Source organism: Streptomyces sp. MGP-P1, from assembly GCF_057766565.1.
On sequence record NZ_JBYMEM010000007.1, the window covers coordinates 1,102,118 to 1,121,463 of the forward strand.

Genomic DNA, 19,346 nt, shown 5'->3' on the forward strand with positions numbered 1-19,346 from the left:
ACAGGAGGAATCCTCACACCATGACCATCCAAAAGATCGACGTCGCCTACACCGCCGTCGCCACCGCCGAGAACGGCCGCGACGGACGGGTCTCCTCCGACGACGGTCAGCTCGACGTCGTCGTCAACCCGCCGAAGGCCATGGGCGGCAGCGGCGCGGGCACCAACCCCGAGCAGCTCTTCGCGGCCGGCTACAGCGCCTGCTTCCAGGGCGCGCTGGGCGTCGTCGCCCGCCAGGAGAAGGCCGACATCTCCGGCTCGACCGTGACCGCCTCGGTCTCGATCGGCAAGACCGAGGCCGGCGGCTTCGGCCTGGAGGTCGCGATCAGCGCCTCCATCCCGAACGTCGACGCCGCCACCGCGCAGGCGCTCATCGAGAAGGCCCACCAGGTCTGCCCGTACTCGAACGCCACCCGCGGCAACATCAACGTCGCGCTCTCGGTCGCCTGACCACGGAGTCGCTGACGAGAGCGTCGCTGACGAGAGCGTCGCTGACGAGAGCGTCGCTGACCACAGCGCCGCGGCCGTCGAAGGCAGCACCGTGTGAGGACCGCACCCCCGCCCCGGGGTGCGGTCCTCACCGCTTTCCCCCGCCAGTACGCTGACGCCCATGAGTGATCTCGGGGCGGGTTTCGGCTACTTGATGAAGGGGCAACGCTGGGTTGCCCAACACGGACGATGGTTCGGCTTCGGGCTGCTGCCCGGACTCGTCACCCTCGTCATCTACGCCGGAGCACTGATCGGACTCGGCTACGGAGCCGACGACCTCGTCGGCTGGGCGACGCCGTTCGCCGACGACTGGTCCTCGCCCTGGCAGGGAATCCTGCGCACCGGGCTGACCGCTCTCGTCTTCGTCCTCGGCCTGTTCCTCGCGGTCATCACCTTCACCGCCGTCACCCTCCTGGTCGGCCAGCCCTTCTACGAGTCGCTCTCCGAGGAGGTCGACCGCAGCGAGGGCGGCGACGTCCCCGAGTCCGGGCTGCCGCTCTGGCGGGAACTGTGGATCTCCGCCCGCGACTCCGTGCGCATCCTGCTGCGCGTCGCCCTGTACGGGATCGTCCTCTTCGCCTGCGGCTTCATCCCCGTCATCGGACAGACCGTCGTCCCCGCGATCGGCTTCTGCGTCTCCGGCTACTTCCTGGCCGAGGAGCTGACCGCCGTCGCCCTCCAGCGCCGGGGCATGGTCCTCAAGGACCGCCTCGTCCTGCTGCGCGGACGCCGGATGCTGGTGCTCGGCTTCGGCGTCCCGCTGACCCTGGCCTTCCTCGTCCCGGTCGTCGCGGTGTTCCTGATGCCGGGAGCCGTCGCCGGGGCCACCCTCCTCGCCCGCGACCTGGTGGACCCGGACGCGGCGTCGGACCCGGGCCCCGGGCCCGGCACCGCCGACAGCGGTGACGCACCGGCTCCCCGGGCGTGGTCCGCGTGACCGAACTGCTGGCGGTCGCCGCCATCACCGTCCTCGCGGTCATCTCGCCGGGCGCCGACTTCGCCATGGTCGTGCGCAACAGCTATCTGTACGGGCGCACCACCGGCGTCCTCGCGGCCACCGGCGTCGCGGCGGGCGTCCTGGTCCACGTCACGTACACGATGCTGGGCGTCGGGCTGCTCATCGCCTCCTCGACCGCCCTGTTCACGGCGGTCAAGCTGGCGGGCGCCGCCTATCTGATCTACATCGGGGTGCGCACCTTCCTGGCCCGCGCCGACCTCGACGTCGACCTGAGCGACCGGCCGGGGCTCTCCCCGTTCGGGGCGCTGCGCAGCGGCTTCCTGACCAACGCCCTCAACCCGAAGACGACCCTGTTCGTCGTCGCGACCTTCACCCAGGTCGTCGGGCCCGACACCGCCCTGTGGCAGCAGGCGGGTTACGGCCTGTTCATGTCGGCCGCCCACCTCGGCTGGTTCGCCCTCGTCGCGCTGTTCTTCTCGCACTCCCGGCTGCGCGGTGCGATGCTGCGCCGCCAGAAGGCCCTCAACCGCTCGATCGGCTCGGTCCTGGTCGGCCTCGGCGTCACCCTGGGCCTGGCCCGCTGAACGGAGCGCCGGAGAAGACCTTGCGGAGCGCCGAAGGAGGAGGGGACGAGGTCTCAGCGCGCCGAGAACGCGTACTCGGTGCGCGAGACGAACTCCTCGCCCGGCCGGAGCACCGTGGAAGGGAACTCCGGCCGGTTCGGCGAGTCCGGGAAGTGCTGGGTCTCCAGCGCGATCCCGGCACACGGCCCGAACGGCCGCCCGTCGAAGTGGTCGGCCGTGTACAGCTGGAGCCCCGGCTCGGTCGTCCGCACCGTCAACACCCGCCCGGACACCGCGTCGTACAGCTCGGCGGCGACCCCGTCCGCCCCCTCCTTCAGCTCGTCCAGCACGAAGTTCTGGTCGTAGCCCGCGCCCACCGTCCGCATCCCCCGGAAGTCGAACCGGGTCCCGGCCACCGGCAGCAGCTCACCCGTCGGCACCGACGCAGCGTCCACCCGGGTCACGTGTTCCGCCGCGATCCGCAACTGCTGCCCGAGCGCGCTCCCGCTGTCCGCGCCCGCCAGGTTCCAGTACAGATGGCTCGTCGGGTTCAGCACGGTCGGGGCGTCGGTCACCGCCCGGTAGTCCAGCCGCAGCGCCCCGCCGGGCCCCAGGGTGTACGTCACCGAGAAGTCGAGCCGCCCCGGATACCCCTCGTCCCCGTCCGCCGAGACCAGGGAGAGCCGCACCCCGTCCGGGACCGCCACCGCGTCCCACACCCGCTTGTCGAAGCCCCTGGCCCCGCCGTGCAGATGCGTCCCGCCCTCGTTGGCCGTCAGGCGGTGCGTGCGCCCGTCCAGGACGAACGAAGCGCCCCCGATCCGGTTCGCGTACCGCCCGACCACCGCCCCGAAGTAGGGGGCCGGGAACTCCTCGTAGCCCGCGACGTCCGGCAGCCCGAGCGCCACCGGGGCTCGGGAACCGTCCCGGCCCGGCGCCTCCACGGACTGCACGATCGCGCCGTAGGTCAGGACCCGCACCCGGACCCCGTCCCGCTCCAGCGTCCACCGGCCAACCGGCGACCCGTCCGCGAGAGCGCCGAAATCTTCCGTGTACGTGGCGGTGTCCGCGCTGGTCGTCATGGTCACCGACCCTACGCGGGCGGCTCCGCGGCCGTGATGTTGCGGTAGGCGATCTCCGCCAGCCGGGCCTGGCCGTCGCGGCTCGGATGGAACCAGTCCCACTGGCTGAGCTGCGTCCCGGTGAACCGGAAGTCGAACACCGCCCCGCCGTCGTACCGGCAGTACCGGTCCTTCGCGCACACGTCCCGCAGCACCCCGTTGTACGCGACCACCCGCTCCCGCACCGCGTCCCGCCGGGCCACGGCCGCCGGGCCCAGATCGTCCGCGTCGGCCAGCATCGACTGGCAGATGCCGAGCTGCCAGATCTTCTTGCCCAGCTCGTTCACCCGCCCCGTCGACCAGAGCCGCTTCAGGTCCGGCACGCTGGAGACGTACACCTGCGCCTTCGGGGCCCCGGCGCGCAGCTGCCGCATCGACGCCTCGAACGACGCCCGGAAGTCCGCGACCGGCGTCATCAGCCGCACCGAGTCCCGGCACGCGTCGTTGGCGCCCGTCATCACCGTCACCAGCTCCGGCCGCTCCTTCGCCGCCAGCGCCATCTGCTCGGGCAACTGCACCATCCGCGACCCCGACACCGCGTGGTTCCAGCTGCGGTCCGCGGCTGCGGTCGGGCCGAGCAGCCGGACCGCGAGACTGCGCACCGCCTCGTCCGAACCGGTCGCCCACGACACCTCGGGACAGTCGGCCAGCACTGAACACGCGTCGAAGCCCCGGGTGATCGAGTCCCCGACCGCCGCGACCGACCCGGGCCGGGGGTTCCAGTCCGGGGAGGGGGAAGGGGAGGGGGACGCCGAGGCACCGCGCGTGGCCGCCGGCGCGTTCCGCGACACGCCGCCCTCCGCCCCGTCGGAGCCGCACCCGGCCAACGCGACGACGCCGACGCAGGAGAGCGCCGTCAGCGCGGCGGCAGCGGTACGCATTCGTGGGCGTGTCACACGCTCCGGCATCACTCGGATCCCCTCCGGTCAAGCAGTGGCCTATGCCTCTGGAAATGCCCCCGGCAAGCACACGATCCCCAGGTCGGGGCTCTGCGCGCCCTGCCGGGTGAAAGCCGGCGAATCAGGGGCCCGAGACCGACGGTACGTCACACGGACGGCCCCGGCGCACGGTAGCTTTTCCCCGTCGAACCAGTGGCGTCCCGCCCGCCCGCGCACACGCGGGCGGCTCCGGTATATTACGTCACGTCACATACTGTCCCTTTTCAGGAGATTAACTCCCGATGCTGTTTACTGATGACAACCTCGGGAACCGGCCGGAAAGAGACGGTACGGGCGCGGGGCCCCTGGGGAAGGCGTACCTCGTCCCACACGGGAGGTTCCGGTGACGACACGTGGAGTCCTGTACGTTCACTCCGCACCGCGCGCGCTCTGCCCACATGTCGAGTGGGCAGTGGCGGGCGTTCTCGGTGTGCGGGTCCAGCTGGACTGGATCAGGCAGCCGGCCTCGCCCGGCACCTGGCGGTCCGAATTCTCCTGGAAGGGCCGCGCCGGCACCGCCTCGCAGCTCGCCTCCGCCCTGCGCGGCTGGGACCTGCTGCGCTTCGAGGTGACCGCCGAGCCGTGTCCCACCGCCGAGGGCGAGCGCTACAGCTCCACCCCCGGCCTCGGCATCTTCCACGCCGTCACCGGCATGCACGGCGACATCCTGATCCCCGAGGACCGGCTGCGGGCCGCGCTGGCCCGGTCGGTGCGCGGCGAGAGCGACCTGGAGACCGAGATCGCCGCCCTGCTCGGCAAACCCTGGGACGACGAGCTGGAGTCCTTCCGCCACGCGGGCGAGGGCGCCCCGGTCCGCTGGCTCCACCAGGTGGTGTGACCCGGGGCTCTGCCCCGGACCCCGCTCCTCAATCGCCGGAGGGGCTGCATGCGGAAGCCCGCCTCCCGGACGAACGGGAAGCGGGCTTCAGCCGTAAAGGCAGGCTCAGACGGACCGGAACGCCAGCACCACGTTGTGCCCACCGAATCCGAACGAGTTGTTGATCGCCGCGATCGGCCCCTCGGGCAGCACCCGCGGCTCGCCGCGCACGATATCCGCGTCGATCGCCTCGTCGAGCTCGTCGATGTTGATGGTCGGCGGAGCGATGCGGTGGTGCAGCGCCAGAACCGTCGCCACGGTCTCGATGCCGCCCGCGCCACCGAGCAGGTGACCCGTCATCGACTTCGTCGCGGAGATCGCGACATGGTCGAGGTCGTCGCCCAGCACCTTGCGCAGCGCCTTGATCTCCGCGAGGTCCCCCTGCGGCGTCGACGTGGCGTGCGCGTTGAGGTGGACCACCTCGGACGGCTTGAGGTCGCTGGAGTCCAGCAGGTTCTGCATCGCGGCGGCGATGCCCCGCCCGGTGGGCTCGGGCTGCGCGATGTGGTGGGCGTCGGCCGACAGGCCCTGGCCCAGCACCTCGCAGTAGACCCGCGCGCCCCGCTTGGCGGCGTGCTCGGCGGACTCCAGGACGACGACGCCCGCACCCTCGCCGAGGACGAAGCCGTCCCGGCCGGTGTCGTAGGGGCGCGAGGCCGTCTCGGGCTCGTCGTTGTTCTTGGACATCGCCATCATGTTGGCGAACGCGGCGATCGGCAGCGGGTGGATCGCCGCCTCGGTGCCACCGGCGACGACCACGTCGGCACGGCCGGTACGGATCATCTCGACGGCGTACCCGATCGCCTCCGCGCCCGAGGCGCAGGCGGAGACGGGCGTGTGGACACCGGCCTGGGCGTTGACCTCCAGGCCGACGTTGGCCGCCGGGCCGTTGGGCATGAGCATGGGAACGGTGTGCGGGGAGACGCGGCGTACGCCCTTCTCCTTCAGCACGTCGTACTGGTCGAGCAGGGTGGTCACGCCGCCGATGCCGGAGGCGATGACCGAGCCCAGGCGCTCGGGGGCGATGCTCTCGTCCTCGCCCGCCTTGGCGGTGAAGCCCGCGTCCGCCCAGGCCTCGCGGGCCGCGATCAGCGCGAACTGCGCCGAGCGGTCCAGCTTGCGGGCCAGGGGGCGGGGAAGGACGTCGCCCGGGTCGACGGCCGCGAGGGCGGCGATCCGGACGGGCAGTTCGGCGAAGCGCTCGCCCTCGAGAGGCTTGACGCCGGATCGGCCGGCCATCAGACCTTCCCAGGTCGATGCGGAGTCGCCACCCAGCGGAGTGGTTGCGCCGATACCGGTGACGACCACGGTCTGATTGGTCGAGTTCACTGGAAAATCTTCTCCACGTGTAGAGGGTCGTGAATCAGCGGCGCCACCGCCGGGTGGCGACACAGCCGGGCTGGGTCAGCCCTGGTGCTTCAGGATGTAGCCGGCGGCGTCGCCGACCGTCTTGAGGTCCTTGACGTCCTCGTCGGGGATCTTGACGTCGAAGCGCTCCTCGGCGGCGACGACGACCTCGACCATGGACAGCGAGTCGACGTCCAGGTCGTCGGTGAAGGACTTGTCCAGCTGGACGTCCTCGACCGGGATACCGGCGATCTCGTTGACGATCTCGGCGAGACCGGTGACGATCTCTTCCTGCGTGGCGGCCATCTTGGCGCTCCTTCGGTGGGTTTTCTTCAGGGTTCGTAGCTACGGACCAGAAGGTCCGGTGTGCCTAGGGGAGGGTAACGACCGTCGCGGCGTAGACGAGACCCGCCCCGAAGCCGATGACGAGCGCGGTGTCGCCGCTCTTCGCCTGACCGGTCGCCAGGAGCCGCTCCATCGCGAGCGGAATCGAGGCGGCGGACGTGTTGCCGGTGGACTCCACGTCACGGGCGACCGTGACGTGCTCCGGCAGCTTCAGGGTCTTCACCATCGAGTCGATGATCCGCATGTTGGCCTGGTGCGGAATGAAGACGTCCAGGTCCTCCGGGGCGATCCCGGCCGCGTCCAGCGCCTGCTGGGCGACCTTCGCCATCTCGAAGACGGCCCAGCGGAAGACCGCCTGGCCCTCCTGCGTGATGGCCGGGAACTTGATCTCGCCCTTCGAGTCGAGCGGCAGCTTGGAGGCGTCGCCGACGTGCAGGTCGTCCCAGGCCACCGTCTGCTTGATGGTGTCGGACTTGTCGCCCTCGGAGCCCCACACGGTCGGGCCGATGGCCGGTTCCTGGGAGGGGCCGACGACGACCGCGCCCGCGCCGTCACCGAACAGGAAGGCCGTCGCCCGGTCCTCCAGGTCGGTCAGGTCGCTGAGCCGCTCCACGCCGATCACGAGGACGTACTCCGCGGAGCCCTCGACGACCATGCCCTTGGCGAGGGTGAGGCCGTAGCCGAAGCCCGCGCAGCCGGCCGAGATGTCGAAGGCGGCGGGCTTGCCCGCGCCGATCTTGTGGGCGATCTCGGTGGCGACGGCAGGGGTCTGCTTGAAGTGCGAGACGGTCGAGACGACGACCGCGCCGATCTGCTCGGGGTCGATGCCCGCGTCCGCGATGGCCTTGCCGGACGCCTCGATCGACATCGCGGCCACGGTCTCCTCGTCGGAGGCCCAGTGGCGGGTGACGATGCCGGAGCGGGAGCGGATCCACTCGTCGGACGAGTCGATCGTCTCGAGGATCACCTCGTTCGGCACGACCCTGGTCGGACGGTAGCCGCCGACCCCGAGGATCCGTGCGTACGGGGCGCCCTTACTGGGCTTGATCTTCGACATGCTCGCTCCTTAGGCGCCTGCGTGCTCGGAAATGAGCGCGCGGGCCGTGTCGAGGTCGTCGGGGGTCTTGAGCGCGAGCGTCTTCACACCGGGCAGCGCGCGCTTGGCGAGCCCGGTCAGCGTGCCCCCGGGGCTCAGCTCGACGAGTGCGGTGACGCCCAGCGACTGGAAGGTCTCCATGCACAGGTCCCAGCGGACCGGGTTGGCGACCTGCCCGACCAGCCGGGCGATGACCTCGGTGCCGGTGGCCACGGTGTGGCCGTCGGCGTTGGAAACGTAACGCACGGTCGGGTCGGAGACCGTGAGGTCGCCGACCGCCGCGCGCAGCTTCTCCACGGCCGGGGCCATGTGGTGCGTGTGGAACGCGCCGGCCACCTTCAGCACGACGACCCGGCGCACGCCCTCGGGCTTGTCGGCCTCCAGGGCCGCGATCTGGGCGGCGGTGCCCGCGGCGACGATCTGGCCGCCGCCGTTGACGTTGGCCGGGGTCAGACCGAGCTTCTCCAGGTGCGGGACCGTCACGTCGGGGTCGCCGCCGAGGAGGGCCGCCATGCCGGTCTCGGTGACCGCGGCGGCTTCGGCCATGCCGAGCCCCCGGGTGCGGACGAAGCGCAGTGCGGCCTCGTCGTCGATGACGCCGGCGAGCGCGGCGGCGGTGATCTCACCGACGCTGTGGCCCGCGACGACGGACGGCGAGGCGTCCAGGGCGGCCGCCGAGAGCAGTCCGGCGGCGACCAGGAGCGGCTGGGCCACGGCGGTGTCGCGGATCTCGTCCGCGTCGGCGCGCGTGCCGTAGTGGGCAAGGTCGAGCCCGATGGCGTCGGACCAGGCAGCGATGCGGTCGGCGGCACCGGGGAGGTCGAGCCAGGGGGTCAGGAAGCCGGGCGTCTGAGCGCCTTGGCCGGGAGCGACGAGTACGAGCACCCTCACACTCTCTCTTGTGGACGGCTCCGCACGCCCGTGGGGACAGGGACGAAGAACCGTCGGGGGAATTGTTGGAGTCCAACAAAAGTCTAGGACTGAGGATCCGCTGCGGCCAAGCGCCCCAGGATGAGGGCGATCCGCAGGGTGAATGCGGAGCGCACATCGGAAGGGGACCACCCGGTGACGTCGGTCACACGTCGTAGCCGGTAGCGCACGGTGTTGGGGTGCACGAAAAGCATCCGGGCGGCGCCTTCGAGACTGCTCGCCTGTTCCAGATAGACGCTCAGCGTTTCCAGCAGCGCCGAACCGGCCTCTTCCAGCGGTCTGTAGATCTCCTCCACCAACTGGTCCCGCGCGGCCGGGTCTCCTGCCATCGCCCGCTCCGGAAGGAGATCGTCCGCCAGGACCGGCCGGGGCGCGTCCTGCCACGCCAGGCACGCCTTCAGCCCGGCCGCCGCCGCCTGCGCGGACCGGGTCGCCGCCAGCAGATCCGGCACCACGGGACCCGCGACGACCGGCCCGGCGGCGTACGGCCCGATCAGACCCTTCGCGACCTGGAGCGGGTTGTCGCTGCCGCCCGCGATGACGACGAGGCGGTTGCCCAGGACGCCGGTGAGGACCTGGAGCTTGGCGTGCCGGGCGGCGCGCCGGATCGCCTCCACGGTCAGTTCGCTGTCCCCGTCGGGCGCGGTGCCGAGGATCACGCACACGTGCTCGGGCGAGTTCCAGCCGAGCGCGGAGGCCCGGGACACGGCCCCCTCGTCGGCCTCGCCGGAGAGCACCGCGTTCACCACGAGCGATTCCAGCCGGGCGTCCCAGGCGCCCCGGGCCTCGGCGGCCTGGGCGTAGACCTGGGCGGTGGCGAAGGCGATCTCGCGCGCGTAGACGAGGAGCGCCTCCCGCAGCAGCGACTCATCGCCCGGGGCGGCCACCTCCTCGATCGCGGCCTCCATGACCTCGATCGTGGTGCGCACCATCTCCACGGTCTGCCGCAGGGTGATGGCCCGGGTCAGTTCGCGCGGCGCGGTGCCGAACACATCGGTCGAGATGGCCTGCGGGGTCTCGGGATGCCGGAACCACTCGGTGAACGCGGCGATTCCGGCCTGGGCGACCAGGCCGATCCAGGACCGGTTCTCCGGAGGCATCGCCCGGTACCACGGCAGCGATTCGTCCATGCGGGCAATCGCGTTCGCGGCCAGCCGGCCGGAGGACTGCTCCAACCGTTTCAGGGTCGCGGCGTGCAGGTGGGCGTCGTGGGCGGGGGGCAGCTCAGGATCGGGTCGGGGCACGAGGACAAGACTGCCTTATCGGGCCGGAGGACCGGTGGGCCGGGGCGATGGTGCCCCGTACCGACGGGTAGACGAACTCCTGACGCAACCGTTCCGCTCCGGCGGCCCGGCGACGGGCACGGCCTGTCCCGTTCCCGAGGCCGCACGCCGCCGCGCCCCCGTTCCGTTCCCGTGGCCCTGCTGCGGGCGCGGCCGGGCTACCGTGGCCGGGTGATTTCCGTGCACCGGTCCGACGACCGCTACCGGGGCGGGGACGAGGCCGCCGGGATCGTCACCCGGCACGCCCTCTCCTTCGGTCCCCACTACGACCCCGACAACCTCCGCTTCGGCCCGATCCTGGCCTGCAACGAGGAGCGCCTCGCCCCGGGCGCGGGCTTCGAGGAGCACCCGCACAGCCATACGGAGATCGTCACCTGGGTCGTCGAGGGCGAGCTGACCCACCGCGACTCGGCCGGCCACTCCACCGTCGTCCGCGCCGGGGACGTGGCCCACCTGAGCGCCGCCTCCGGGGTGCGCCACGTCGAACGCAACGACGGCACCGACCCGTTGACCTTCCTCCAGATGTGGCTCGCCCCCCTGGAGCCGGGCGGCGAACCCTCGTACACGGTCGTCCCCGGCATCGCCGACTCCACCCCGTACGCCCTGCCCGGCGCGGGCGCGATGCTCCATGTCCGCCGCCTGGCCATGGGCGAGCGCACGGCGGTCCCGGACGCGGTGCGCGCCTACGTCCACGTGGTGCGCGGGCGGGTCGCCCTGGACGACGAGGAGCTGGGCCCCGGCGACGCCGCCCGGATCACCGGAGCGGAGGGCCTGGAGGCGGTCGCGGTGGCGGGGACGGCGGACCTGCTGGTGTGGGAGTTGGCGGGGTGAGGCACTCACGGTTGTGACCCGACGCCTTGCCCCGGCGTGACACCCGAAACGCCCTGCTGGAACCGCAGGACCGCCGGTGGTCCGTGAGGACTACGTCCAAGGCCGCAGCCCACCTGCGCCTCGGGCCTGATCCGTGTACGCGGGACGACGGCATAGCGTGCTGCTCGGGCCCAGATCGTCCGCACAGGGGAGAGAACATGAGCACCGCCGCACCGGTATCGCTGGTCACGGGCGCCAACCGGGGGATCGGCAGGGAGACCGCGCGTCAACTCGCCGCGCTCGGCCACACCGTCCTGCTGTGCGCCCGCCGTCCGAAGGACGCCGAACAGGCCGTCGCCGACCTGGCCGAAGGAGTGCCCGGCACGCTGCTGCCCTGCCAACTGGACGTGACCGACGCCGACGACGCCCGTACCCTCGACCGCGCAGTGGAGAAGGAGTTCGGTCTCCTCGACGTCGTCGTCAACAACGCAGCCATCAACTACGACACCACGCAGCGCGCCGTCTTCGCCGACCTCGACGAGGTCCGGCGCACCCTGGAGACCAACCTCCTCGGCGCCTGGCGAACCGCACAGGCGTTCCTGCCACTGCTACGCCGCTCATCCCACCCCCGCCTGGTGAACGTCTCCAGCGAGTCCGGCTCCCTGGAGCACATGTCCGGTGGGACCCCCGCCTATGGAGTCTCGAAAGCGGCCCTCAACGCCCTCACCCGCAAGCTCGCTGACGAACTGCTTGCCGAGCGGATCCTGGTCAACGCCGTATGCCCGGGTTGGATCGCCACCGACATGGGCGGCCCGGGCGGCGAACCCGTCGAGCAGGGCGCTGCCGGCGTCGTCTGGGCTGCCACCCTCCCTGATTCCGGCCCTACCGGCGGCTTCTTCCGCAACGGTGAACCCTTGGCCTGGTAGGCGGCCCCTGCTCGACTGTCGCTCACCGCGCCGGACAGGCTCTGCCGGGAGAACCCACGACCGCGCACATCGTGCACACCGCACGATCTCGGTGCTGTGCACGGACGGGCCCGTGCGGTCACTCGTGGATCTCGCGCCGGTACTTGAGCACCGCCGTGGGCACGGGGCGTTGTACGCCGGTCTCAACCGGGGCCGCGCTTCGGGAGGCACCGAAACCGCGCCGTGTTCGATGGTCGAGGCAGGAGACGGCACCGAGACAGCACCGGGTCCGTGTCGCTCGGTGGCCGCAGCCCCCTCAACAGACGTCGGCCGATTCGGACCTGCCCCGGGGGCGTTCGTGGGCCGCCTCAGTCCTTCCGATAGGTGGCGACGGCGTCGTCACCGAAGGACGCGGCGAGCGCCCGTGTGATCAGGTCGGGCAGCTTGGTGTGTCCGTCGTCTTCGGCCCAACGCGTCAGCGCCGTGTGCATCGCGGCCATGCAGGCGCTGGTCGCCGCCTGGGCGCGGAACGCGGCGTCGGGATCGGTCGCGTCATCCCCGAGGGCGTCGACGATGGCCTGTTGCAGCGCGTACTGGCTGTCCAGGTGCCGGGCCCGCAGCGCGGGCGTCGAGACCATGAGCCGGAGACAGTCCAGCAGGAACCGCTCGTTCGCCCCCGGCTCGTCCCCGTCGCCGCCGGTCAAGGCCGTGGCCGCGTCGATGAGCGCGCCGCCGACGCGGCGCACCAGGGGCTGCGTCGCGGACGACGCGGCGACCTGCTCGGCGATGAGCTGGGCGGGCTGGTCGATGAGGACGAGGTCCTCCTTGGTGGGGAAGTGCCGGTACACGGTCATGGCCGAGACGCCGGCGGCCTCGGCGACGTCGGCCACCGTCACCGCGTCGTAGCCGTGGTCGGTGAACAGCCGCACCGCGTGCGCCTGGACCAGGCGCCGCGTCTCAATTCGCCGTCGCTCTCGCAGGGTTGGTTGCCGCTCACTCATGTGCTAGACACTACCATCACGTTAGTGACTACCACGTGAATGGAGTGAAGGCATGGGCGATCTGACGGGCAGAACGGCTTTGGTGACGGGCGCGTCGCGCGGCATCGGGCAGGCAATAGCCATTCGACTCGCGGCCCAAGGAGCCACGGTCATCGTGCACTTCGGCACCGATGAGAGCGGGGCGGCTGCGACGGTCGACGCGGTGGAACGCGCCGGTGGGAGCGCCTTCTCCGTCCGGGCCGAACTGGGCGTGGACGGCGACGTCGAGACACTTTTCGCCGGCGTGGAGGCCGGCTTGGCCGGTCGGCCCCTCGACATCCTCGTCAACAACGCGGCAGCCGCACCGGCCGGCCCGCTCGGCGTGACCACCCGGGCAGAGTTCGACCACTTGTTCGCGGTGAACGTGCGAGCGCCGTACTTCATCATCGAGCGAGCGCTGCCTCTGTTGAGCGAGGGCGCCCGGATCGTCTCGGTCTCGTCGGTGGCGACCCGGATGGCCAACTCGGCCCAGACGTCCTTCGCCATGACGAAGGGCGCGATCGAGACGATGACCAGGACCATCGCCGTCCAGCTCGGCCCCCGGAGGATCACGGTGAACGCGGTCGCTCCCGGGGCCACCAGGACGGCGACCAACGGAGCTGTCTTCGACACGCCGGGCCTCACCGAACAGATATCCGGCATGACGGCACTCGACCGGCTGGGCGGGCCCGACGACGTAGCCGATGTGGTCGCCTTCCTCGCCTCCCACGCCGCCCGCTGGGTCACTGGTCAGATCATCGACGCGAGCGGCGGCCTGTTCCTCGGCCCACGCGTCTGAGGGGCCTGGTGGTGTGTCACAGCGAGCGGCGGGCCCGCCAGAGGTCGCGGAGCAGAGCGATCTCGGCCATGTGGTGGATGAGTTCCAGATTGGCGTTGGCCAGCACGCCGATGTACGGGTCGTCGGGGTCGGAGCCGTACGGATACCGCGAGAGGCCCACCGTGTCGAGCTGCTCGTCGGTGAGCGTGGCGATGCTCGCGCGGTGGCGGTCGATGGTCTCCCAGAAGCGGTCCAGCGCCAGGGAGGCGGACGGCGTGAAGTCGACGAGGAGGTGCGGGTCCTGCCGCCGTTCGCCGAAGGTCCACTCCCAGCGGCCCGCGAAGTCGGAGTGCAGGTGACCCAGCCGCCACGCGATGGTGGTGATCGGCACGACGTCGGGCTCCGGCTCACCGGTGAACGCGAGGACCTCCTCGACCCGTTCGGTGCTCACGCTCCAGTCCTCGGCGATCTTCGCCACGGACATCCCGCCCGCCGCCTGCCGCGCGACCTCCGCGTACTCGCTCGCCGGGATCTCCGGCGCCCCCTTGTCGATGACCCACGCGCCGGGCCCGTACGCCCGGGGGGTCACCGCGTCCTCCCGGCGTCGGATCGACCAGCTGCCGGGGCCGGCTCCCACAGGTACTCCTCGTCCCCGAGGCCCTTCAGCCGGACCTGGGCCATCTCCCGCGCCTGGTCGAACTGCTCGATCAGGATGCTCAGCCTGTCGGTCCGTCGATCGTGGTCGTTCATGCGTGGCTCCCTCGTCGGTGCGCCACGCGATCCACGGCGCACGGAGGGAAGTTAACGGCTCACCTCGCGGCGCGCGAACGAATTCCGGGGAGGCTCGGGGCCCGTCGGGAACAGGAGGTCAGGCCCCGGCGCGCTTCTCCCGCTTCTCCCGCTCGTCCGCGATCCGGTCCAGCTCGCGCATCGCCTGGGAGTGCCCGCTCATCCGCCGGCTCACCTGGCCGGTCGTGAACAGCACGGTCCCCACGAGCGACACGGGAAGGGACAGCCCCAGGACGAGCAGCGCCTCGGGCCAGTCGCGTTCGTCCGCGCAGTAATCGCGCTTCCACAGACCCTCGTTGGCCGTGCCGTCCTCCGTGAACAGGCGTGCGGCGCACTCGTCGGTGTTGCCGTTGGGCTTCTCGACCTCGTAATCCGTCAGGAGCAGAATCGCGCACCAGCCCCACAACAGCGCCGACAGGAGCAGCAGACCGGTCCCGCAGTCGCGTATGCGGGTGGACCGCTGCCGGAAATCGAGGTCGAACTCTCGTGATCGCATGGCGGATGAACCTATCAGCGTGGGACGGGGCCGATCCGCCTCACGGCAATGCCCTGGTGAGCCACACCACTTCGCCGTTCTCCTCCATGGAGACGTGGTCCCGCGCGAACGCGAGCTTCTCCAGGACGCGCAACGAAGCGGTGTTCCACGTGGCGACGGTCGACCAGAGCCTTCTCCGCCCGGTCGCGGCGGCGGCTTCGAGCACCGCGTGGGCCGCCTCGGTGGCGTAGCCGTGCCCGTGGGCGCGCTGGAACAGTTCGTACGCGATCTCGGGCTCCTCCAGGGTGGTGCGGCCGATGATCAGCCCGCAGTAGCCGATGAAGTCGCCCTCCTCGCGGCGCTGGATGGGCAGCAGCGCGATCCCCGTGGTCTCCGTCGCGGCGAGCAACTCCCCTATGGAGGTCCGGATGCGCTCGACCGGGGGCTTCCCCTTGCCGCGTTCGGCGAGCAGGTCGCTGAACTCGGCGGCGTCCGCCTCGGCCCACGGCCGCAGGATCAGCCGCTCGGTCTCCAGGTGGTAGGGCATGGTCGCGTAGGCAGACATGGGCTCACTCTGCCACTCGGTCCCGCCGGTCACCCGGGGCCGGGTCCGTCTTTGCGCGCGCGGACGGCCAGGACGGCGACCAGCAGCGTCGGTACGAGCAGGAGCGAGAAGGTGATGGCGTAGCCGGCGAGTCGGCTCGTCCCCGCGGCCAGCCCGGCGTTGAGCACGGCGGTGGCGAACGCCAGGACGACGACCTGCCCGAGGTTCATGTTGGTCTGCATCGCGCTGGTGGTGTGGCCCAGTCGGTCCGGTGCGCTGTGCGAGAGCGACAGCACCGTGACGCACGGATCGAGCATCCCCATCCCGACCGCCGCCAGCGGCATGGCCGCCATCGCGAGCAGCGGGGAGACGCCGGAGAAGCTGCCCACCACGGCGAAGGCGACGGACGCCGCCATGATCAGGGCGCCGACCGTGACGAGCCGGTGCCGGGCGACGTCCTGGAGGAGCTTGCCCTGCGCCCATGACGCGACCGCCCACAGCACGGCGGAGGCGGTGAACGCCACGCCGACCGTCACCGCCGCCACCCGCCGCTCGGTGATCAGCATCAACGGCACCAGCGCCTCGACGGTGAAGTACGTACCGGAGGCCAGCCCGCGCAGCAGAACGGCGGTGGGGAGGCCCCGGGCACTGCGCCACGTGCCCTGCGGTAGCAGACGGGGCGCGAAGACGACCAGGAGCACGACCCCGGCGACGACGAACAGCAGGTGTCGCGCGTCCCACCCCGAGACGCCGTACTGGCCGAGGGCCGCGCCCAGGCTGAGCATCCCCGCGACCACCAGCGGCGGCCGGGAGGCGCGTTCCTCGGCGGGCGGGGCCTGACTGCCATCGCCTTCCGGGGCCCTGCGGAGCACCGCAACCAGGGCGAGCGCGGGCAGCGCCGTCAGCACGGCCAGGCCGTAGAAGACCGTCCGCCAGGACCACACCTCGGCGACGACTCCGGCGACCGGCGGCCCGACCAGGGACGGGATGATCCAGCTCGCGCTCATCATCGCGAGCATCCTGGGCCGCAGATACTCCGGATACGACTGGCCGATGGCGGTCGTCACGGACACCGCCACCATCCCGGCCGCCAGACCGTCGACGAAGCGGCCGATCACCAACTGCCAGATCGAGACGCTGGACGCCGACACCAGCAGCGTCACCACGGAGAGGACCATGCCCAGGGCCAGCGGACGCCGGGCGCCGGAGCGGTCCGCCCAGTGCCCGCCCAGCACACCGCCGAGCAGACTGGCAGCCACAAAGCTGCCTGCCACCAGGGGGAACAGCGACACCCCGTTCAGATCCTCGGCCGCCGTCGGCAGCGTCGGCACCACGGCCAGCGCGGCGAAGCCGGTAAGGAACATCACCGTGGCGAAGGTCAGCGTGGCCGCCGCGTACGGTCGCGAGAAGATGCCCGGCAGGGTGTCGCTCGGTGGGGGCCGGAGGGCCTGTTCCGCAGTCATGGATGTCCCGTTGACGTAGCTCGACACCCCGAGTCTTGGTCTGGACCACCCGGAGCCAGCGAGAAGCTATGTCAGGCCCGAAGCGCGGGCAACCGAATTTGGCCCGAGCGCGAACACGAGCCCGGACGCGAAACAGGGCGGTACGGGGGCCAGTTGCCCGTACCACCCTGCTCCCGGTGACGGTCGTGTCAGCGCAGCCCGTCCACGAACGCCTGCCAGGCGTGGGCCCCGAGGACGATGGCAGGGCCGGTCGGGTTCTTGCTGTCGCGGACGGGGACGGACCCGCAGGCGGAGCCGTCGGCGACCTCGACGCACTCGCCGCCGGTGGTGCCGCTGTACGAGGACGTCCGCCAGGCCGCGCCGCCGGTCACGGTGCACTCGACGCACTCGCCGCCGGTGCTTCCGCTGTAGCTGGACTTACGCCATTCCGCGCTCTTCAGGTCAGGGCCGGTCTCCATAACGCTCCTCCATCACGCGGCTGATCCGCGCCACCGATTCCTCGACGGAGAGTGCGGTGGCCTGGAGGTGAGCGTATCGGAGCGAGGCCTCCCTGACCGTCTCCGGGTTGGCCGTCATATGGCCGGAGATGAGGTCCTCGGTGTAGATGACATCCGGGTCGTCCTCGAAGCGCATGCCCGTGAACGAGCCATCCAGGCTCGCGTGTTCACCCGCCTCGAACGGCAGCACCTGGATCCGCATCCAACGGTGCGCCGCGTAGTCCAACAGCTTCTGGAGTTGGGCCCGCATCACCTCGTGCCCGCCGATCGGCCGGTACAGCACTGCCTCGTCCAGGATCGCCCAAGCCAGCGGCGGCTTCTCCCGCTCCAGGATCCGCTGGCGCTCCATACGGGCGGCGAGCAGACCCTCCAGGCCGTCCGGCATACCGGTGGCCAGGACCGCCCGCGCGTACTCCTCCGTCTGCAACAGCCCGTAGACCACCTGCGCCTGGTACGTCGAGATGTACGCGGCCTTCGCCTCCATGTCCGCGTACGGCTGGAACCACGTCGGCAACTGGCTCCGCAGCACCAGCCCCACCAGCCGCGAGAACGTCCCGTCCGTCCCCAGCGCCGCGTCCACGCGCTCGGAGAAGTCACGGGTGGGGATCTTCTTCGTCGTCTCGACCTGGCCGATCAGAGAGCCCGTGCAGAAGATGATGGTGCCCAACTGCGGCTGCGTCAGGCCCTGGGCCTCGCGCTGGCGGCGTAACTCCCCGCCGTAGTAGGCGAGCGGGGAGGCGTCGGGATCGAGCGTCTGGATGTTGGCCACGGATGGACCTCCGGGTGCAACGCCTCGCGGCGTTCGTTTCGGTACGTAGCCGAGCGTAGCCATCACGTCGCAGCCTGGTGACATGAATCACGTACTTGTCCCCCGGAGGGATCCCGGGGAGCCCGTCTACCGCGCCGACTTCGCCCTAGGCGCGCACTCCGCCCGGCATCTGCGCCGCGTCCTGGGGCTCTACCTCAAGGCCTGGGAGCTGCCGTTCCTCGCCGACGCCGCCGAACTGGCGCTCACCGAGCTGATCGCCAACGTCGTGCAGCACGTGCCCGACCGGCGCGGCAAGACCTTCATCTTCCGGCTGCCGCGCGGCGAGGGCGTCCGGGTCGAGGTGTCCGACAGCAGCCCCGCCGTGCCCCTCGCCATCACCGGGGATCCGCTGGACGACGGGGGGCGAGGGCTCGTCCTGGTCGACGCCGTCACCGACGCGTGGGGAATCATCAAGCGGTGGGACGGCAGCGGGAAGACCGTCTGGTTCGAGTGCCTGACGCCGCCGGAGAAGGGCGGCAGCCGGTTCAGGCCAACTCGGCCAGAACCGCGTCCGTGAACGGCGTCCACGCCTCCGCCGCCCACGGCCCGAAGGCCCGGTCCGTCAGCGCGACGCAGGCCGCGCCCGCCACCGGGTCGATCCACAGGAACGTGCCCGACTGGCCGAAGTGCCCGAAGGTCGCCGGGGAGGAGGAATTCCCCGTCCAGTGCGGGGACTTGGCGTCGCGGATCTCGAAGCCGAGGCCCCAGTCGTTCGGGCTCTGGTGGCCGTAGCCCGGCAGGACGCCCTTGAGGCCCGGGTGCACGACGCTCTGGGCCTCCAGGACCGTACGCGGGTCGAGGAGGCGGGGGGCCTGCACCTCGGCGGCGAAGCGGACCAGGTCGGCCAGGGTGGAGACGCCGTCGCGGGCGGGGGAGCCGTCCAGAGTGGTCGAGGTCATCATCTCCAGGGGCTCCAGAACCGCCTGGCGCAGGTACTCCGCGAACGGGATGCCGGACGCCTTGGCTATGTGGTCGCCCAGCACCTCGAAGCCCGCGTTGGAGTACAGGCGGCGGTTGCCGGGCGGGGCCGTCACCCGGTGCTCGTCGAAAGCGAGGCCGCTGGTGTGGGCGAGGAGGTGGCGCACCGTGGAGCCCTCGGGCCCGGCCGGCTCGTCCAGCTCGACCGCCCCCTCCTCGTACGCCACCAGCGCCGCGTAGGCCGCGAGCGGCTTGGTGACCGAGGCGAGGGGGAAGCGGTGGTCGGCCGGCCCGTGCGTGCCGAGGACCGTGCCGTCCGCCCGCACGACGGCGGCTGCCGCCGTCGTGACCGGCCAGGTGTCGATGATGCGCAGGCTCTCCATGGCTCCGAGCC

At 71.3% G+C, this 19,346-nt stretch carries 22 protein-coding genes and 1 pseudogene; 8 read left to right on the plus strand and 15 right to left on the minus strand.

Annotation, left to right across the window (positions count from 1 at the left end; genetic code table 11):
- Nucleotides 1-20 precede the first annotated feature (20 nt).
- From AC3CH1_RS26390 to AC3CH1_RS26400, 3 genes are all read left to right on the plus strand, one after another.
- Nucleotides 21-449, plus strand: a complete 429-nt coding sequence (locus tag AC3CH1_RS26390) for an organic hydroperoxide resistance protein (RefSeq protein ID WP_069754619.1) — start codon at nt 21-23, stop codon at nt 447-449.
- Nucleotides 450-609: 160 nt separating this feature from the next.
- The gene (locus tag AC3CH1_RS26395; protein WP_488465199.1) at nt 610-1,425 is read left to right on the plus strand and encodes an EI24 domain-containing protein; all 816 of its coding nucleotides are present in this window, start codon (nt 610-612) and stop codon (nt 1,423-1,425) included.
- Nucleotides 1,422-2,030 (plus strand): LysE family translocator, encoded by a 609-nt coding sequence (locus AC3CH1_RS26400; RefSeq protein ID WP_228927640.1) that lies wholly within the window; start codon nt 1,422-1,424, stop codon nt 2,028-2,030. Before AC3CH1_RS26395 ends, AC3CH1_RS26400 begins: the two co-directional genes overlap by 4 nt.
- Before the next feature lie 53 nt (nt 2,031-2,083).
- On the opposite strand, the gene AC3CH1_RS26405 is transcribed toward AC3CH1_RS26400, so the two are convergent.
- Both AC3CH1_RS26405 and AC3CH1_RS26410 read right to left on the minus strand, forming a co-directional pair.
- The gene (locus tag AC3CH1_RS26405; RefSeq protein WP_488465200.1) at nt 2,084-3,091 is read right to left on the minus strand and encodes an aldose epimerase family protein; all 1,008 of its coding nucleotides are present in this window, start codon (nt 3,089-3,091) and stop codon (nt 2,084-2,086) included.
- An 11-nt stretch (nt 3,092-3,102) separates the two neighbouring features.
- Entirely contained in the window at nt 3,103-4,011 is a 909-nt protein-coding gene (locus AC3CH1_RS26410) for an SGNH/GDSL hydrolase family protein (protein ID WP_488465201.1), read from the minus strand.
- 400 nt (nt 4,012-4,411) lie between these two features.
- Between AC3CH1_RS26410 and AC3CH1_RS26415 the strand changes: the two genes are divergently transcribed.
- Nucleotides 4,412-4,906: a DUF3145 domain-containing protein gene (locus AC3CH1_RS26415; RefSeq protein ID WP_026290580.1), complete on the plus strand. Its 495-nt coding sequence runs from the start codon at nt 4,412-4,414 to the stop codon at nt 4,904-4,906.
- Between the two features lie 105 nt (nt 4,907-5,011).
- On the opposite strand, the gene fabF is transcribed toward AC3CH1_RS26415, so the two are convergent.
- The 5 genes from fabF to AC3CH1_RS26440 all read right to left on the minus strand — a co-directional run bounded on the left by fabF (nt 5,012) and on the right by AC3CH1_RS26440 (nt 9,907).
- Nucleotides 5,012-6,274 (minus strand): beta-ketoacyl-ACP synthase II, encoded by a 1,263-nt coding sequence (gene fabF, locus AC3CH1_RS26420; RefSeq protein WP_488465202.1) that lies wholly within the window; start codon nt 6,272-6,274, stop codon nt 5,012-5,014.
- Between the two features lie 75 nt (nt 6,275-6,349).
- Entirely contained in the window at nt 6,350-6,598 is a 249-nt protein-coding gene (locus tag AC3CH1_RS26425; protein WP_488465203.1) for an acyl carrier protein, read from the minus strand.
- A 64-nt stretch (nt 6,599-6,662) separates the two neighbouring features.
- Nucleotides 6,663-7,694, minus strand: a complete 1,032-nt coding sequence (locus AC3CH1_RS26430; RefSeq protein WP_488465204.1) for a beta-ketoacyl-ACP synthase 3 — start codon at nt 7,692-7,694, stop codon at nt 6,663-6,665.
- Nucleotides 7,695-7,703: 9 nt separating this feature from the next.
- Nucleotides 7,704-8,618 carry an ACP S-malonyltransferase gene (locus AC3CH1_RS26435; RefSeq protein ID WP_488465205.1) on the minus strand — a complete coding sequence of 305 codons (915 nt, stop codon included), beginning with the start codon at nt 8,616-8,618 and terminating at the stop codon, nt 7,704-7,706.
- 89 nt (nt 8,619-8,707) lie between these two features.
- Nucleotides 8,708-9,907, minus strand: coding sequence for a PucR family transcriptional regulator (locus tag AC3CH1_RS26440; RefSeq protein WP_018958338.1), 1,200 nt, complete (start codon nt 9,905-9,907; stop codon nt 8,708-8,710).
- Between the two features lie 210 nt (nt 9,908-10,117).
- Between AC3CH1_RS26440 and AC3CH1_RS26445 the strand changes: the two genes are divergently transcribed.
- Nucleotides 10,118-10,777 carry a pirin family protein gene (locus AC3CH1_RS26445; protein ID WP_488465206.1) on the plus strand — a complete coding sequence of 220 codons (660 nt, stop codon included), beginning with the start codon at nt 10,118-10,120 and terminating at the stop codon, nt 10,775-10,777.
- A 197-nt stretch (nt 10,778-10,974) separates the two neighbouring features.
- Entirely contained in the window at nt 10,975-11,682 is a 708-nt protein-coding gene (locus AC3CH1_RS26450; protein ID WP_488465207.1) for an SDR family oxidoreductase, read from the plus strand.
- Nucleotides 11,683-12,029: 347 nt separating this feature from the next.
- Here AC3CH1_RS26450 and AC3CH1_RS26455 read toward each other — a convergent pair whose 3' ends face one another.
- Nucleotides 12,030-12,590 (minus strand): TetR/AcrR family transcriptional regulator, encoded by a 561-nt coding sequence (locus AC3CH1_RS26455; RefSeq protein ID WP_488466740.1) that lies wholly within the window; start codon nt 12,588-12,590, stop codon nt 12,030-12,032.
- A gap of 124 nt (nt 12,591-12,714) precedes the next feature.
- Here AC3CH1_RS26455 and AC3CH1_RS26460 point away from each other — a divergent pair, with 124 nt between their 5' ends.
- Nucleotides 12,715-13,479: an SDR family oxidoreductase gene (locus AC3CH1_RS26460; RefSeq protein ID WP_488465208.1), complete on the plus strand. Its 765-nt coding sequence runs from the start codon at nt 12,715-12,717 to the stop codon at nt 13,477-13,479.
- A gap of 16 nt (nt 13,480-13,495) precedes the next feature.
- Here AC3CH1_RS26460 and AC3CH1_RS26465 read toward each other — a convergent pair.
- The 6 genes and pseudogenes from AC3CH1_RS26465 to AC3CH1_RS26490 all read right to left on the minus strand — a co-directional run bounded on the left by AC3CH1_RS26465 (nt 13,496) and on the right by AC3CH1_RS26490 (nt 17,995).
- A pseudogene (locus AC3CH1_RS26465) lies at nt 13,496-14,208 on the minus strand (DinB family protein).
- Nucleotides 14,209-14,326: 118 nt separating this feature from the next.
- Nucleotides 14,327-14,743: a hypothetical protein gene (locus AC3CH1_RS26470; protein WP_488465209.1), complete on the minus strand. Its 417-nt coding sequence runs from the start codon at nt 14,741-14,743 to the stop codon at nt 14,327-14,329.
- A 40-nt stretch (nt 14,744-14,783) separates the two neighbouring features.
- Entirely contained in the window at nt 14,784-15,287 is a 504-nt protein-coding gene (locus AC3CH1_RS26475) for a GNAT family N-acetyltransferase (RefSeq protein ID WP_488465210.1), read from the minus strand.
- A 29-nt stretch (nt 15,288-15,316) separates the two neighbouring features.
- Complete coding sequence (locus AC3CH1_RS26480; protein ID WP_488465211.1) at nt 15,317-16,729, minus strand: MFS transporter; 1,413 nt, start codon at nt 16,727-16,729, stop codon at nt 15,317-15,319.
- Between the two features lie 188 nt (nt 16,730-16,917).
- Nucleotides 16,918-17,187, minus strand: coding sequence for a DUF397 domain-containing protein (locus tag AC3CH1_RS26485; protein ID WP_488465212.1), 270 nt, complete (start codon nt 17,185-17,187; stop codon nt 16,918-16,920).
- On the minus strand, nt 17,171-17,995 hold the full coding sequence (locus AC3CH1_RS26490; RefSeq protein WP_488465213.1) for a helix-turn-helix domain-containing protein: 825 nt from the start codon (nt 17,993-17,995) through the stop codon (nt 17,171-17,173). Before AC3CH1_RS26490 ends, AC3CH1_RS26485 begins: the two co-directional genes overlap by 17 nt.
- A gap of 82 nt (nt 17,996-18,077) precedes the next feature.
- Here AC3CH1_RS26490 and AC3CH1_RS26495 point away from each other — a divergent pair, with 82 nt between their 5' ends.
- Nucleotides 18,078-18,551 carry an ATP-binding protein gene (locus AC3CH1_RS26495; protein ID WP_488465214.1) on the plus strand — a complete coding sequence of 158 codons (474 nt, stop codon included), beginning with the start codon at nt 18,078-18,080 and terminating at the stop codon, nt 18,549-18,551.
- On the opposite strand, the gene AC3CH1_RS26500 is transcribed toward AC3CH1_RS26495, so the two are convergent.
- Nucleotides 18,520-19,335: a serine hydrolase domain-containing protein gene (locus tag AC3CH1_RS26500; RefSeq protein WP_488465215.1), complete on the minus strand. Its 816-nt coding sequence runs from the start codon at nt 19,333-19,335 to the stop codon at nt 18,520-18,522. The genes AC3CH1_RS26495 and AC3CH1_RS26500 overlap by 32 nt on opposite strands.
- Between the last annotated feature and the right edge of the window lie 11 nt (nt 19,336-19,346).

Coding starts and splice junctions, on each gene's coding strand:
- AC3CH1_RS26390 (WP_069754619.1), top strand. CDS start 21: ATGACCATCCAAAAGATCGACGTCGCCTACACCGCCGTCGCCACCGCC.
- AC3CH1_RS26395 (WP_488465199.1), top strand. CDS start 610: ATGAGTGATCTCGGGGCGGGTTTCGGCTACTTGATGAAGGGGCAACGC.
- AC3CH1_RS26405 (WP_488465200.1), bottom strand. CDS start 3,091: ATGACGACCAGCGCGGACACCGCCACGTACACGGAAGATTTCGGCGCT.
- AC3CH1_RS26410 (WP_488465201.1), bottom strand. CDS start 4,011: ATGCGTACCGCTGCCGCCGCGCTGACGGCGCTCTCCTGCGTCGGCGTC.
- AC3CH1_RS26425 (WP_488465203.1), bottom strand. CDS start 6,598: ATGGCCGCCACGCAGGAAGAGATCGTCACCGGTCTCGCCGAGATCGTC.
- AC3CH1_RS26430 (WP_488465204.1), bottom strand. CDS start 7,694: ATGTCGAAGATCAAGCCCAGTAAGGGCGCCCCGTACGCACGGATCCTC.
- AC3CH1_RS26450 (WP_488465207.1), top strand. CDS start 10,975: ATGAGCACCGCCGCACCGGTATCGCTGGTCACGGGCGCCAACCGGGGG.
- AC3CH1_RS26460 (WP_488465208.1), top strand. CDS start 12,715: ATGGGCGATCTGACGGGCAGAACGGCTTTGGTGACGGGCGCGTCGCGC.
- AC3CH1_RS26470 (WP_488465209.1), bottom strand. CDS start 14,743: ATGCGATCACGAGAGTTCGACCTCGATTTCCGGCAGCGGTCCACCCGC.
- AC3CH1_RS26475 (WP_488465210.1), bottom strand. CDS start 15,287: ATGTCTGCCTACGCGACCATGCCCTACCACCTGGAGACCGAGCGGCTG.
- AC3CH1_RS26480 (WP_488465211.1), bottom strand. CDS start 16,729: ATGACTGCGGAACAGGCCCTCCGGCCCCCACCGAGCGACACCCTGCCG.
- AC3CH1_RS26485 (WP_488465212.1), bottom strand. CDS start 17,187: ATGGAGACCGGCCCTGACCTGAAGAGCGCGGAATGGCGTAAGTCCAGC.
- AC3CH1_RS26495 (WP_488465214.1), top strand. CDS start 18,078: ATGAATCACGTACTTGTCCCCCGGAGGGATCCCGGGGAGCCCGTCTAC.
- AC3CH1_RS26500 (WP_488465215.1), bottom strand. CDS start 19,335: ATGGAGAGCCTGCGCATCATCGACACCTGGCCGGTCACGACGGCGGCA.